This window comes from Oerskovia sp. NPDC060287 (genome assembly GCF_042726775.1).
Lineage (GTDB): Bacteria > Actinomycetota > Actinomycetes > Actinomycetales > Cellulomonadaceae > Oerskovia > Oerskovia merdavium.
This window is the reverse complement of record NZ_JBHXBO010000106.1, coordinates 1-14,330: the sequence shown is the minus strand read 5'-3', so window position 1 is coordinate 14,330 and position 14,330 is coordinate 1. Positions and strand designations below refer to the sequence as shown.

12 protein-coding genes are annotated in these 14,330 nt (G+C 73.2%); all 12 read right to left on the bottom strand.

Going from position 1 to position 14,330, the window contains the following annotated elements; all coding sequences use genetic code 11:
• Positions 1-47 precede the first annotated feature (47 nt).
• Positions 48-692 (bottom strand): NUDIX domain-containing protein, encoded by a 645-nt coding sequence (locus tag ACFWFR_RS11015; RefSeq protein WP_377622988.1) that lies wholly within the window; start codon positions 690-692, stop codon positions 48-50.
• Position 693: 1 nt separating this feature from the next.
• Positions 694-2,370 carry a CTP synthase gene (locus tag ACFWFR_RS11010; RefSeq protein ID WP_318244690.1) on the bottom strand — a complete coding sequence of 559 codons (1,677 nt, stop codon included), beginning with the start codon at positions 2,368-2,370 and terminating at the stop codon, positions 694-696.
• A 117-nt stretch (positions 2,371-2,487) separates the two neighbouring features.
• Positions 2,488-4,176, bottom strand: a complete 1,689-nt coding sequence (murJ, locus tag ACFWFR_RS11005) for a murein biosynthesis integral membrane protein MurJ (protein WP_377622987.1) — start codon at positions 4,174-4,176, stop codon at positions 2,488-2,490.
• A complete protein-coding gene (locus tag ACFWFR_RS11000) occupies positions 4,173-5,096 on the bottom strand; it encodes a hypothetical protein (protein ID WP_377622986.1) in 924 nt (307 codons plus the stop codon). The genes murJ and ACFWFR_RS11000 overlap by 4 nt, the downstream gene beginning before the upstream one ends.
• A 3-nt stretch (positions 5,097-5,099) precedes the next feature.
• Positions 5,100-6,173 (bottom strand): copper transporter, encoded by a 1,074-nt coding sequence (locus tag ACFWFR_RS10995; RefSeq protein ID WP_377622985.1) that lies wholly within the window; start codon positions 6,171-6,173, stop codon positions 5,100-5,102.
• 85 nt (positions 6,174-6,258) lie between these two features.
• Positions 6,259-7,443: a putative cytokinetic ring protein SteA gene (steA, locus tag ACFWFR_RS10990; RefSeq protein WP_377622984.1), complete on the bottom strand. Its 1,185-nt coding sequence runs from the start codon at positions 7,441-7,443 to the stop codon at positions 6,259-6,261.
• A 5-nt stretch (positions 7,444-7,448) separates the two neighbouring features.
• Positions 7,449-9,194: a DNA repair protein RecN gene (recN, locus tag ACFWFR_RS10985; protein WP_377622989.1), complete on the bottom strand. Its 1,746-nt coding sequence runs from the start codon at positions 9,192-9,194 to the stop codon at positions 7,449-7,451.
• Between the two features lie 2 nt (positions 9,195-9,196).
• Entirely contained in the window at positions 9,197-10,198 is a 1,002-nt protein-coding gene (locus tag ACFWFR_RS10980; protein WP_377622983.1) for an NAD kinase, read from the bottom strand.
• Positions 10,195-11,265 carry a TlyA family RNA methyltransferase gene (locus ACFWFR_RS10975; protein ID WP_377622982.1) on the bottom strand — a complete coding sequence of 357 codons (1,071 nt, stop codon included), beginning with the start codon at positions 11,263-11,265 and terminating at the stop codon, positions 10,195-10,197. The genes ACFWFR_RS10980 and ACFWFR_RS10975 overlap by 4 nt, the downstream gene beginning before the upstream one ends.
• Positions 11,266-11,267: 2 nt before the next feature.
• Positions 11,268-11,498, bottom strand: coding sequence for a hypothetical protein (locus ACFWFR_RS10970; protein ID WP_191805916.1), 231 nt, complete (start codon positions 11,496-11,498; stop codon positions 11,268-11,270).
• 115 nt (positions 11,499-11,613) lie between these two features.
• The gene (locus ACFWFR_RS10965) at positions 11,614-12,630 is read right to left on the bottom strand and encodes an HAD-IIA family hydrolase (protein WP_377616869.1); all 1,017 of its coding nucleotides are present in this window, start codon (positions 12,628-12,630) and stop codon (positions 11,614-11,616) included.
• Positions 12,627-14,330, bottom strand: a 1,704-nt coding sequence (locus ACFWFR_RS10960) for a primosomal protein (protein WP_377622981.1), incomplete at its 5' end; no start/stop codon positions are given. The genes ACFWFR_RS10965 and ACFWFR_RS10960, both read right to left, overlap by 4 nt.

Sequence of the window (14,330 nt, the reverse complement as noted above, 5' to 3'; positions counted from 1 at the left end):
GCGCGTGACGCCGTCGGGCCCTCGTGTGCTGTTCCGCGGTGCGCGGCTCAGGCGCGGGGGTCTCCCCCGCGACGCTCGGGCCACGGGCTGTCCGCCGGGCGCAACGACGACCAGCCGGTCGCGCGCGCGGCAGCGGCCGCCAGGATCCCGACGACGGCCGACGGGTTGTGCAGGTCCCCGGCCAGGACCGCGGACACCGCCTCGTCGAGCGGGACCCAGCGCAGCTCCATGCCGAGCTCCTCGGCCTCGCGCTCGTGGCGCTCGGCCGCGGGCACCTCGGAGAAGTCACGCGCGAGGAACACCCGCAGGGCCTCGTTGCTGCCGCCCGGGGTCGTGTAGTAGTCCACGAGGACGTCCCATTGCGCGGCGCGCAGGTCGGCCTCCTCGAGCAGCTCGCGCGCGGCCGCGGCCTGCGCGTCCTCGCCGTCCACGTCGAGCAGACCTGCAGGCGGCTCCCACAGCTCGCGCCGCACCGGGTGACGGTACTGGTGCAGCAGCAGGACCCGCTCGTCCTCGTCGAGCGCGATGATCGCGACGGCCCCGGGGTGGTCGACGAACTCGCGCGTCACCACGCCGCCCTCACCCAGGTCGACCTGCTCCGAGCGCAGGTCGAAGATGCGTCCCGCGTGCAGGACGCGCGCCTCGCTGACGTCCCGGGCGACCGGGACGTCAGCGAGCGGGCGGACCGTCACGTCAGGCCGTCCGGGCCTCGAGCGCCGCCGCGACCAGTCCCGCGAACAGCGGGTGGGCACGCGTCGGACGGCTCTTGAACTCGGGGTGCGCCTGGGTGCTCACGTAGTACGGGTGCACGTCCTTGGGGAGCTCGACGAACTCGACGAGCGAGGAGTCGGGCGAGGTGCCGGAGATGACCAGGCCGGCCTCCTCGAGCTGCGCGCGGTAGGCGTTGTTGACCTCGTAGCGGTGGCGGTGACGCTCGGTCACCGACTCCGCGCCGTAGGTCGTGGCGACCACGGAACCCGGCGTCAGCGCGGCCTCGTACGAGCCCAGGCGCATGGTGCCGCCCAGGTCGCCCGCGCCGTCGACGATCGCGAGCTGCTCCTCCATCGTGGCGATGACCGGGTTCTTGCTCTCCGGGTCGAACTCGCTCGACGACGCGTCCTCGATGCCGAGCACGTTGCGCGCGTACTCGATGACCATCGACTGCAGGCCCAGGCAGATGCCGAGCGTCGGGATCCGGTTCTCGCGGGCCCAGCGCAGCGCGCCGAGCTTGCCCTCGATGCCGCGCACCCCGAACCCGCCCGGGACCAGGATCGCGTCGGCGCCGCCGAGCGCGTCCTCGGCGCCCTCGGGCGTCTGGCACTCGTCGGACGGGACCCAGCGGATGGTGACCTTGGCGTCGTTCGCGAAACCACCGGCACGCAGGGCCTCGGTCACGGACAGGTAGGCGTCCGGCAGGTCGATGTACTTGCCGACGAGCGCGACCTCGACCTGGTGCTCGGGCTGGTGGACGCGCTCGAGGAGCTGCGACCACCCGTCCCAGTCCACGTCGCGGAACGCGAGACCCAGACGGCGCACGACGTACGCGTCGAGGCCCTCCGAGTGCAGCACGCGCGGGATGTCGTAGATGCTCGGGGCGTCGATCGCGTTGACCACGGCCTCGTTGTCCACGTCGCACATGAGCGCGATCTTGCGCTTGACGGGCTCCGGGACCACACGGTCCGCGCGCAGGACGATCGCGTCCGGCTGGATACCGATCGAGCGCAGGGCCGCGACCGAGTGCTGCGTGGGCTTGGTCTTGAGCTCGCCCGAGGGGCCGATGTACGGCACGAGCGAGACGTGCAGGAAGAAGACGTCGTCGCGGCCCAGCTCGTGGCGGACCTGGCGGGCCGCCTCGAGGAAGGGCTGGGACTCGATGTCGCCGACCGTGCCGCCGATCTCCGTGATGATCACGTCGACGCCCTCGCCCGCCTGGGCGCGCATGCGCGACTTGATCTCGTCGGTGATGTGCGGGATGACCTGCACCGTGTCGCCCAGGTACTCGCCGCGGCGCTCCTTGGCGATGACCTGCGAGTAGACCTGGCCGGTCGTCACGTTGGACGAGGCCGGGAGCTCCACGTCGAGGAAGCGCTCGTAGTGCCCGATGTCGAGGTCCGTCTCGGCGCCGTCCTCGGTCACGAAGACCTCACCGTGCTGGAACGGGTTCATGGTGCCGGGGTCGACGTTGAGGTACGGGTCGAGCTTCTGCATCGTGACGCGCAGGCCACGGGATCGGAGCAAGCGACCCAGGCTCGAAGCCGTCAGCCCCTTACCGAGAGAGGAGGCCACGCCGCCGGTCACGAAGATGTGCCGGGTGCTGTGGTCCGAGCGGCCGCCGTTGACGGCGAGGGGTCTGTTCAGGTGATCTGCCACGGAACTCCATCCTAACAGTGACTCGTCGGGGGTGCGCCGGATCCAGCGTGGGATGACTCTCAGTCGGGTGCTCGTCCACCAGTCTGCGCGTCAGATGCCCGCGGCGCTCCCCACGTCCTAGCTCGGGTCCGCGACCTTCGGCGCACTCCCCCGGCCGCGACGCGCCAGCCCGACGACCGACGACCTGTCCGCGACCAACGAAAGCCCCACGACGAGCACGGCCGCGACCAGCGCGGCCCCGACGCCCACGGCGAGCGCCACGGCGACGTGCGCGTCGTCGGGCAGGAGGACGGCGCTGAGCCCCCGCCCTGCCGCGCCGCCGAGCGCCACACCCACGACCAGCACGGCCAGCGTGCGAGGCACGCCGCGCACCGCCTCGGGGCCGGCGTGGCGGCGCACCGCGAGCAGGAGCAGGAGGCCCGCGACGCTCATGCCCACCGCGGTCGCCACGCCCAGGAGTGCCAGCACACGCACCTGGTCGCCGTCACCGAGCGTCGCCGGGCCCACCACGGCCAGCGCTGCGACGACCACCCAGCCGGTCGCGGTCGCCACGACGGCCGCGCGCTGACGGTCCAGGACGTAGAGCGCGCGCGACAGGTGCAGGATCAGGGCGAAGCCCACGATGCCCGGTGCCATCGCGGCGGTGGCCGCTCCCAGACCCTCGACGGACCCGTCGGTGACGACGGCGAAGACCGCCTCGACCGCGGCCGAGGCCGCGACGAGCGCGGCCACCCCCACGCCCGAGACGAGGAGGATGGTCCGCGTCGTCGACGACAGCAACCTCTCGAAGAGCTCGTGGCTCCCCTGGGCCACGTGCTCGGCCAAGCGGGGGAACGCGCTCGTGGCGAGCGGGAACGCGAGCACCGCGTACGGCAGCAGGTAGACCTGCTGCGCGTAGAAGTACGTCGGGAACGTCTCCTCAGGACCGAAGTTGGTGGCTGCGTACATCGCCGCGAGCACCGACACCTGCTGCGCGACGAGCGCCCCCACCCCGGCGAACGCCAGGTTGCGGGCACGGACGCCCTCTCCCCCGGGGAAGCGCAGGGTCGGGCGCAGCCGCGTCCCGGTACGGGCGACGGGGACGACCAGAGGCAGCGCCAGGGCCGCGACCCCGAGCGTCGTCCCCCAGCCCAGCCACGCGATCGCGTCCGTGGATAGTGCCGCGACGTCCGCCTGGTTCCCGTCCGCCATGCCCGCGAACACCAGGTACACCACGATGACCACGACGCTCGAGACGAGCGGCGCGAAGGCCTGCCAGAAGAAGCGCTTGTGCGCCTGGAGGATCCCCCCGAGGATCACCGCGACCCCGTACAGGGGGATCTGCAGCGCGAAGACGCGCACGAACAGCGCCGTGACATCGATCAGGTCAGGGTGCTTGGCAGCCATCAGGACGTGAGCGATCGGGTAGGCGAGCGCCGCGAGCAGCGCGCCGAGCGGCACGAGGACCAGGAGGGTCCACCCCAGCAGCGCCGACGCGATCTTCGACACGTCGACCCGGGCGCCTCGCGCGATGGGGCCCGCCAGCAGAGGCACCACCGCGCCCGCGAGCGCGCCGCCGGCCGCGACCTCGAACAGGACGTTGGGCAGGACGTTGGCCGACGTGTAGGCCGCGCCCACACCGGGAGTGCCGACCGCCCACGCCATGACGAGCGAGCGGGCGAAGCCCACGAGCCGGCTCGCGATCGTCACGGCCGTGATCATGAGGGCCGCGCCCGCGAGCGTCTGCGTCCCAGCACGCACCCGGGAAGCACGCGCGGGGCGTGGCGCGGGCGCGGTGTCCTGGCCCGGCGTCACGTCCTCGCTCAAGCCGGTGCGTCCTGACCGGACGACGGCTCGCCGACGGGCGACGCCGCGGACGAGGCCGGCGGCGTCGGGTGGGCGGCGGGAGCCGCAGGACGCCGCCCCCACTGGTCGAACCGGCGCAGCAACGGGTTGCCGTCGATGACCTTCGAGAAGCTGACCTTCTCGCTCGCGACGTTGAGTCCCAGGACCCCGGCGAGCGCGACGAGACGCACGGCGCGCGGCGTCCCGAACGCCACCTGGGTGCCCACGAGCGCACCCAGCGCGTTGGCTCCTCCGTCACCGAGCATGTCGCGCTCGCTCAGGTCGCCGGGAGCGGCCGCGACGGCAGCACCGAGCACCGCGCCCGAGGTCGCCCCCACGGGCGTCACCGCGAGAGGCAGCGCGAGCGCCGCCCCCGACTTGAGCGCGCGCCCGGGACGCAGGTCGAGGAGGTTGAAGAGGTTGGCGCTCAGAGCCACGATCGAGCCGTTGACCGCGACGTCGGTCAGGTAGCCGAGCGTGGACCCGGTCCTGCGCGTGCCGACGAAGGCCGCGGCGAGGGAGGTCGTCCCGATCCCGAGGACCTTGAGGCCACCGGTGGTGACCTGGCCCTTCAGGAGTGCCCCGACGTGCCCCTTGATGCCCTTGGTCCGCGTCGAGGTGTCCTCCGCGAGATCGTCCACCAGACCGAATGCTCCGCCCCCGGCGGTCGCGAGCGCGGTCGCCGTCCGGGTGCGGGCGTCGGGTCCCGCGACGAGAGCTCCCGCGACGAGGCCCGCGGCCACCGCCGGCCCCTCGAGCAGGCTGATGGGTTCGCCCCGGTGGTTCGTGCGCGTCCACCGCTCGGGACCGCCGGGCGAGACCGTGTCGAGCACGCTGCGTGCCCCGCCCGTCACGACGGCCGACACGACGCCTGCGCCGAGGGCGCGGAGGAAGGTGCCCATCGATCAGCCCTCGGCCGTCTCGCCGGTGGTGCCGGCGCCGTCGGTCCCGTCGGTGCCCTCGGTGCCGAGCGGCGTGTCGGGCGCTCCTGCGGGCGTGCGGTCGACCGGGGGGAGCTGCACGGATGGCGGGATGACGGCGGTCGCGCCGTCCTCGAACCCGAACTGTCCCACCTTGTCGCCGATGCGGGCAGCGAGGGCGAGCGGGACGGAGATCTGGCCGGCCGGGGCCTCGATGCCGCTCACGGTCGACAGGACGGCCGCGAGGTCCGCGTCGGCCGTGATGGTCGAGATCAGGTCGCCCGGCACGGGTGTCGAGCCTGCGACGAGCGATCCCTCGGAGCGCGCCTGGGCGGCCTGTGCGAGCAGGACCTCGATCGAGACCGCGTAGGTGTCGGCCTCCTCGTCCGTGGTCCCGGTGGTCGTGCCGGTCGTCGGGGCGACCTTGCTCTCGGGCGCGAGGAGCAGGACGACGTCCGCAGGGACGTCCTGCTCCTGGACGACCTCGATGAGCTCTGCCTGCGCGAGCTTGAGCTCGATCTGGACCGCCTCGGGGGTGCGCTCCTCGGGGGCGGCGAGCTGCTTCGCCGTGAGGGACGTCGCGAGCCCGGCGGCCAGCTTCTCGTCCGTCCCGGACTCCGTGACGCCCGTCACGAGGTCGGTGATCTCGGTCGCCGTCGCCTTGCGCGCGTCCTCCTGCTTCTTGTCGGTCCACGCACCGTCGAGCCGGACGTGCCCGACGATGCTCGCGCCGGCGCCCTCGAGCTGCTCCTGCACGGCCTCGTACCGCTCGTCGTCGACGTCGCCGAGGTCCACCACGGCGACGCGCCGGTCCTGGAGCGTGCCCGCGACCAGCTGCGGGCCCGAGGCCACGATGAACTCCTGGTCGTCGGCGACCTTGAGGTTCGTCGCGTCGAGCTGGTCGCGCAGCTCGTTGCGCTCGAGGCGCAGCTGCTCGACCTGCCCGGTCAGCTGGTCGCCGATCGCGCCCTGCAGCGGTCCGGCGCCCAGGATGATCCCGACCGCCAGCGCCAGGAAGACCGAGATCAACGAGACGATGTGGTACCTGAAGTCGATCACTGTGCTGTTGCGTCCTTCGTGTCCGTGCGGGGCGACGTGCGGGCGGCGCGCGTCAGGGAGGTGGTGGGTGCGTACGGTCCGGGGCTCATGCGCCCCCGAACAGTGCGCCGATCCACGAGGTGAAGTCGTCGATGCGGGCACCGATGATGCCGAAGACCGTCTGCCCTGCGGCCGTGGACCACATCGCCATGATCACGGCGAAGAGCCCGGCGAGCGAGAGCAGGGTCAGCTGCAGGTTGGAGATCCGGTGCTGGTACAGGCGCGAGACGCCCTTGGCGTCGACGAGCTTGCCGCCCACGCGCAGGCGCGTGAGGAACGTGCTGGCCATGCCCGAACGGCCCTTGTCGAGGAACTCGACGAGCGTCGCGTGCGTGCCGACCGCGACGATCAGCTCGGCCCCCTTGTCGTCGGCCATGAGCATCGCGATGTCCTCGCTCGTGCCGGTCGCCGGGAAGACCACAGGCTTGACGCCGAGCGCCTCGACGCGCTCGAGACCGGGAGCCTTGCCGTCGCGGTAGGCGTGCACCACGATCTCGGCACCGCACGCGAGCGCGCGGTCCGAGACGGAGTCCATGTCGCCCACGATCATGTCGGGCTTCCAGCCCGCGTCGATGATGGCGTCCGCGCCGCCGTCCACGCCGATCAGGATCGGACGGTACTCCTTGATGTACGGGCGCAGCGTCGCGAGGTCCTCGCGGTAGTGGTAGCCGCGCACGACGATCAGGACCTGACGACCCTCGATCACGGTGCGGATGTCCGGCACGCCTACGCCGTCGAGCAGGAGCTCACGCTCGCGCCGCATGTAGTCCATGGTGTTCTCGGCGAAGCGCTCGATCTCCTCGGAGAGCCCCGCGCGCGCCTCCTCGAGGCTGACCGCGATGGTCTCGGAGGTCTGGCGGACGCCCTCTGCGAGCAGGTCCTCACCCGCGAACACCTTGCCGTCCTCGAGGCGCAGCTCGCGCCCGTCGGAGATGCTCATGATGCCGCTGCCGAGGTCGTCGATGAGGATGATCCCGGCGTCGACGAGGATCTCCGGGCCGAGGTTCGGGTAGCGCCCGGAGATCGACTTCGCCGCGTTGAGCACCGCGAGGGGCTTGGCGGTGACCAGGGCGTCCGCCGCGACGCGGTCGATGTCGAGGTGGTCGATGACGGCGACGTCACCGGGCTTGAGCCTCTTGGTGAGCGCCTTGGTGCGGGCATCGACTCGTGCGGGGCCGCTGGTTCCCGGCTCCGTCACGTCGGACGTGGATCTGCGCAGACTGATTCTCATCGCGGCTATCGTCCCACGACCGAGGACTCGAGCAGTTCGAGCGCGTGCTGCCGTGCGGCGTCCGACTCGTCCTGGCCGGAGAGCATGCGCGCCAGCTCGCGGACGCGCTCCTCGCCCGTGACCTCGTGCACGCCCGTGACTGTGACGGGATCGGCTCCGTCCCCGCCGTGCGACTTGGTCACGACGAGCTGCGAGTCGGCGAACGCGGCCACCTGCGCGAGGTGCGTCACGACGATCACCTGCGCGGACCGCGCGAGCGAGGCGAGCCGTCGACCGACCTCGACCGCGGCGCGCCCGCCGACCCCCGCGTCGACCTCGTCGAAGACGAAGGTGGGGAGCGGCGCGGCAGCGTCGGTTCCTGCGTCGGCACCCGACGTGGCGAGCGCGACCTCGATCGCGAGCATGACGCGTGAGAGCTCACCGCCCGAGGCCCCCTTGCCGAGCGGGCGCGGCGGCGAGCCCGGGTGCGGGACGAGCGAGAGCGTCACGACGTCGGCGCCCCACGGGCCGGGCTCGTCGGCGGGCGTCACGTCGACCTCGAGCCGCGAGCCGCTCATGGCCAGGCCGGCGAGCTCCTCGGTCACGGCGTGCGCGAGCCGCACGCCCGACGCGGTGCGCGACGCGGTGATGCGCGCGCCCAGAGCGGACAGCAGGGCAGTGAGCTCGTCGGCACGCTCGGTCATCGAGCGCAGGCGCTCACCGCCGTCGTCGAGGTCCAGCAGGCGCAGCCCGGCGTCGCTGGCCCAGGCCAGGACGTCGTCGATCGTCTCGCCGTAGTTCCGGGTCAGGGCGCTCAGCGCGGCCAGGCGCGTGTGCGCCTGCTCGAGACCCCCGGGGTCCGCCTGGAGGTCCTCGACGTAGCCCGAGACCTCGGTCGCGATGTCCGCGAGGGCGTACCCGACCCCGGCGATCCTCTCGACGAGCCCGGCGAGGCTCGGGTCGAGCTGGCTCGCGGCCTCGAGCGCGCGGCGTGCGCGCTCGACGGCGGAGCTCGCGTCACCGGGGACGTCTCCCCCGTCGAGCGCGTCGTCGCTGACGATCGCGTCGTGCGCGGCCTGCGCCCCGAGACGCAGCTCCTCGGCGTTGCCGAGGCGGGCGACGAGCGCGGTGAGGTCGGCGTCCTCGCCCGGCTGGGGGTCGACGCGCTCGATCTCGGCGAGCCCGAAGCGCAGCAGCTCGGACTCGCGCGCGCGCTCCTGGGCGCGCGTGGTCAGGTCGGCGATCTCCTCCAGGAGCCCGCTGCGCTCGGTCCACGCGGCGCGGTACTCGTCGAGGAGCGCGGCGTGCGCGTGGCCCGCGAACGCGTCGAGGGCCGCGCGCTGGTGGCTCGGGGTCCGCAGGCGCAGCTGGTCGGCCTGCCCGTGGACGGTCACGAGGTCGTCGGCGATCTCCGCGAGCACGCCCTGGGGCACGCTGCGGCCGCCCAGGTGCGCCCGCGAGCGGCCCTCGGCCGCGACGGTGCGCAGGACCACGACGGTCCCGTCGTCGTCGACGCTGCCGCCGGCCTCGTCGATCCGCTGCCCGACGGCGTCGCGCCCGCTCACGCGCAGGCGCCCCTCGACCACGGCACCGGTCGCGCCGGGGCGGACGGTCGACGGGTCGGCCTTGCCGCCCATGAGGAGGCCGAGGCCGGTCAGGACCATCGTCTTGCCTGCGCCCGTCTCACCCGTGATCACGGTCAGCCCAGGGTGCAGGGGGACGCGGGCGGAACGGATCACGCCCAGGTTCTCGATCGAGATCTCCTCGAGCACGGTCACTCCCCCTTCGGGTCGGGTGTGGTCGGGCGTCCGCCGTCGGGTCGCTTCGCGGCGTCCACGGCGGCGGTCGCCGCCTGGCGTGCGACGCGGGCCGCCTCGGCCGCGTCCTCGGCCACGCGTCCTCGCCACCCGACGACCGGCAGGGAGAACTTGGAGACGAGCCGGTCGGTGAACGGCGCCGTGCTCAGGCGGGCGAGCCGGATCGGCGAGTCGCCGCGCCGGACCTCGACGCGCGAGCCCGCGGGCAGGTCGATGCGCCGGCGTCCGTCGCACGTGAGGACCCCCGGGCCCGCGGAGCGTTGCAGCAGCTCGAGCGCGAACGTCGACGAGGGACCCACGACGAGCGGGCGGGCGAACAGCGCGTGCGCCGCGAGGGGCACGAGCAGCATGGCGTCGACGTCGGGCCACACGATGGGGCCACCGGCCGAGAACGCGTGCGCCGTGGACCCGGTCGCGGTGGACATGACGACGCCGTCGCAGCCGAACGAGGACAGCGGACGGCCGTCGACGCCGATCGCGACCTCGATCATGCGTTCGCGGGACGCCTTCTCGACCGTGGCCTCGTTGAGGGCCCATCCGACGCGCGGCTCGTCCTCGCCGGGGAGCGTGACCCGGACCTCGAGGACACCGCGCTCCTCGACCACGTAGTCGTGCGCGGCCAGGCGCTGGACGGCGGCGTGCAGGCCCTCGCGCTCGGCCTCGGCGAGGAAGCCGACGTGCCCGAGGTTCACGCCGAGCAGCGGGACGCCCGTGCCGTGCGTGAGCTCGGCCGCTCGCAGGATGGTGCCGTCACCGCCCAGGACCATGACGACCTCGGACTCGGCGACGCCCTCGCGCGTGCGGAGCTGGGCCATGTGGTCGCCGAACGTCTCGGCGAGGTCGTCGTCGTGCAGCCCGACCTCGAAGCCCGCGTCCTGGAGCTCCTTGACCGCCTCGTGCAGCGCGACGACCGCCTCGGGTCGTCCACCGTGCGTGACGATCAGCACTCTCCTGGTCACAGGGCTCCTCCGGTCGATCGGTGCGGGTCCGTGCCGACGGCACGGCCCAGGTGGTCGGTCTCGCCGACGCGCGACGGTGCCTGGTCGCGCCGTCCTGCGTGGTCGCGCGGCGCAGCCTGGTCGTCGGGCACTGCGAGCGAGTCTGTCAGGTCGACGGACCGGGCGCCCTCCGGTTCGCCGGCAGGTTCATCGACCAGCGCGACGAGGGGCTGCTCGCCGAGCGGCGAGCGGACGGCGCGTTCGATCGCGCTCTCGAGCCCGGCGGGGCGGAGGTCCTGGTGAGTGCCCCTCGGCAGGTCCCCTGCTTGCGGTTCGGGGCGCAGCCACAGGAAGAACTCGCGATTGCCGCTGGGGCCGGGCAGCGGGCTCGGGATCACGCCGAGCGGGCGCAGGCCCAGGCGGGCGGCGTCGAGCGCCACGTCGAGCACGGCGCGCGCGTGCAGCGCCGGGTCGCGGACCACTCCCCCGGTGCCCAGGCGGTCGCGGCCGACCTCGAACTGCGGCTTGACCATGAGGAGCAGGTCGGTGCCGGGTCCGACGACCCTCGCCACGGGGGGCAGCACGAGCCGCAGCGAGATGAAGGACAGGTCCGCGACGACGACGTCGGGCGTCACGTCGAGGTCCGCCGGGGTCAGGTCTCGGACGTTGAAGCCCTCGCGGACGGTGACACGCGGGTCGTCGCGCAGCGCGGGGACGAGCTGGTCGTGCCCGACGTCGACGGCCACGACCCCGCGCGCACCACGGCGCAGCAGGACGTCGGTGAATCCCCCGGTCGAGGCTCCGAGGTCGAGCCCCAGGGCCCCTTCGATGCGGGGAGCCTGCTCGGGCGTCCGGGCACGGATCGCGTCGAGGGCGCCGGCCAGCTTGAACGCGGCACGGGACGCGTACCCCTGGTCGGCCGGGTCGGGGTCGACGTGGATCTCCTGGTCGGGTCGCACGGGCAGGGAGGCCTTGGCCACGACGCGTCCGTCGAGGCTGACGCGCCCTGCGCCGATCAGCTCGGCGGCGCGCCCGCGTGAGCGGGCGAGGCCCCGGCGGACGAGCTCGGCGTCCACGCGTGCGCTCACGCTCAGTCCTCCGCGTCCGCGAGGCGGACCTGCAGGGCCTCGTGGATCGCGTCGAAGACGGTGACGTGGTGCTCGAGGGGCGCGTCGGTCAGCTCGTCGAGCCGGCCGAGGGCCGCGGTGACCGCGTCGTCGGTGGGTTCGCCGCCCGACGCCGTCACGCCGGTCCGCACGTCTCCGGGGGTGGGGACGGGGGTCGGGGTGGGAGCGCCGTCGTCGACGGTGTCCTGCGCCATGCGTGTTCCTCCAGTCCGTGTCCAGGGGTCGGGTGCGTCGCACCGGTGCCGTGGTGCGCGGCTGAGAGCCGCGCAGTCACCGCACCGGTGCAACGCTACCGGTCAGGACAGGATCTCAGGCGTTACCGACAGCGAGATCGGGCACGCTGTCGGCATCCACCGATCCCCCCGCGTCGACCGTCGCCCATGCCGCGCCGCACGCGGCACGGATCAGGTCGACGCCCTGAGGTCCGGTCAGCTCGAGCACACCCTCGGTCGCTCGCGCGGCGGACTCCCCGCACGTCCACCAACCCTCGGCGGCCTGGACCGGCGCCTCGTGGGGCACCAGGAGGCTCAGGAGGTCGGCACCGATGTAGTGCGGGCGCAGCCCGGGCTCGGCGAGGACCGCGTCGCGGCCCCCGTTGACGCCGGTCAGGACGTGCAGGCCCGGGTACCCGCCCGAGCGCGCGCCGGCGAGGTCGGTGTCCAGACGGTCACCGACGACGAGGGGCGACGAGGCCCCTGCCCGCTCGACCGCGAGGTGGTACATGGTCGGCGAGGGCTTGCCCGCGCTCGACGGCTCGACACCCGTGGCGGCCTGCACAGCACGCACGAGCGAACCGTTGCCGGGCGCGAAGCCACGGGCCGTGGGGAGCGACAGGTCGAGGTTGCTCGCGACGTGCCAGGCCCCTCGCTGGATCGCGTACGCGGCCTCGGCGAGCTGCGCCCAGCCGAGCTCGGGCGCGAAGCCCTGCGCGACCGCGACAGGCTCCTCGTCCGCGCTCTCGACGATCACGAAGCCCGCGTCGTGCACGGCCGTGAAGAGACCCGCTCCGCCGACGACCAGGACGCGAGCCCCGGGCTCCAGCCGGGTCCGCAGGAGCGCTGCGGCGGCCTGGGCGGCCGTCATCACCTCGTCCGAGGACGTGGGGATGTCCAGCTCGGTGAGCTGGGAGGCGACCGACTGCGGCTCGCGCGACGCGTTGTTCGTCACGAAGACGAGGCGCATGCCCGCGGCACGGGCCCCCCCGAGGCCGGTAGCGGCGTTCGGGATGGGCTCGTGCCCGCGGTAGGCGACGCCGTCAAGGTCGACGAGGGCCAGGTCGTAGCGTTCTGCGAGCGGGATGTCGCTCGCGATCAGCCCCAGGCTCACTTGGTCTCCTCGTCGTTCTCCGTGCCCGACGCCGCAGCGTCCGTCTCGTCCGTGGGGGCGGCCTCGGTGTCGGGGGCGTCGGAGTCCGACCCGTCGGTCTCGTCCTCGTCGGACGGCGCGGCATCGCCCTCGTCAGAGTCCTCTTCGGTCTCGTCCTCGTCGAGCTCGACGGCGTCCTCGGTCAGGTCGTACACGACGACCTCGTCGTCGAGCGACGTGCCGAGTGCCGCGGCGAGTGCGCGGGGGTCGACGTCCGCGAGGATCGCGGCGGCCTCGTCGAGACGACCTGCGGCCTCGAGGACACTGGCGCGGGCCTGGAGGACTCGCAGTGCGAGGTCTCCCTGCGCCTCGGCAGCGGGGATCTGGTCGAGGACGGCCAGAGCAGCCTCGAACTCACCGAGGTCGGCACGTGCGCCGCTCACGACGAGCGCGAGCTCGGTGCGGCCGTGCGCGTCGAGCGTGCTCGCCTCCTCCGATGCAGCAAGGGCCAGGGCGCGCTCGGGGCGCTCGAGCCCACGCTCGCAGTCGGCCATGATCGGGAGGTGCTCCGAGGAACCGTTGAGGCGGCGAACGGTGCGCAGCTCACGCAGCGCCTCGGCGTACCGGCCCGTCTGGTAGGCCGTCAGGCCGGCGGCCTCGCGGACCACGTCGACGCGGCCTGCTCGACGGACGGCAGCCTGAGCGTGCTCGTAGGCGAGCTCGGGGTCCGTGTCGATCAGCTTCCCGGCCATGACCAGGTGGCGTCCGACGACCGTCGCGTTCTCCTTGCTCAGGGTGCGCAGGCGGCCCCGCACGTCACGGTCGAGGTCCGAGAACTGCACCGCTTCGTCGATCTCCGGGCCCGCGAAACGCTGGTCCTGCGGAGGACGCGACTGACGCTCTCCCTGATCGGTCGAACGCTGCGGGCGGTCACCGTAGCTCTTGCGCTCGCCGCCACCGGACTGGGGACGGTCGCTGTAGCTCTTGCGCTCACCACCACCGGTCTGGGGGCGGTCACCGTAGGAGCGGCGCTCGCCGGAGCCCGAGGATTGGGGGCGGTCGCCGTAGCTCTTGCGCTCACCACCACCGGACTGGGGACGGTCACCGTAGCTCTTGCGCTCACCACCACCGGACTGGGGACGGTCACCGTAGCTCTTGCGCTCACCACCACCGGACTGAGGGCGGTCACCGTAGGAGCGACGCTCGCCGGAGCCCGAGGACTGGGGACGGTCGCCGTAGGAGCGGCGCTCGCCGGAGCCCGAGGACTGGGGGCGGTCACCGTAGGAGCGACGCTCACCGGAGCCGGAAGACTGGGGGCGGTCACCGTAGGAGCGACGCTCACCGGAGCCGGAAGACTGGGGGCGGTCACCGTAGGAGCGGCGCTCGCCACCACCGTAGGAGCCACCACCCGACTGCGGGCGGTCACCGTAGGAGCGACGCTCGCCAGAGCCCGAGGACTGGGGACGGTCACCGTACGAGCGGCGCTCGCCAGAGCCCGAAGACTGGGGGCGGTCACCGTAGGAGCGGCGCTCGCCACCACCGTAGGAGCCACCACCCGACTGCGGGCGGTCACCGTAAGAACGGCGCTCACCAGAGCCCGAAGACTGGGGACGGTCACCGTAGGAGCGGCGCTCACCACCACCGTAGGAGCCACCACCCGACTGCGGGCGGTCACCGTAAGAACGGCGCTCACCACCACCGTAGGAGCCACCACCCGACTG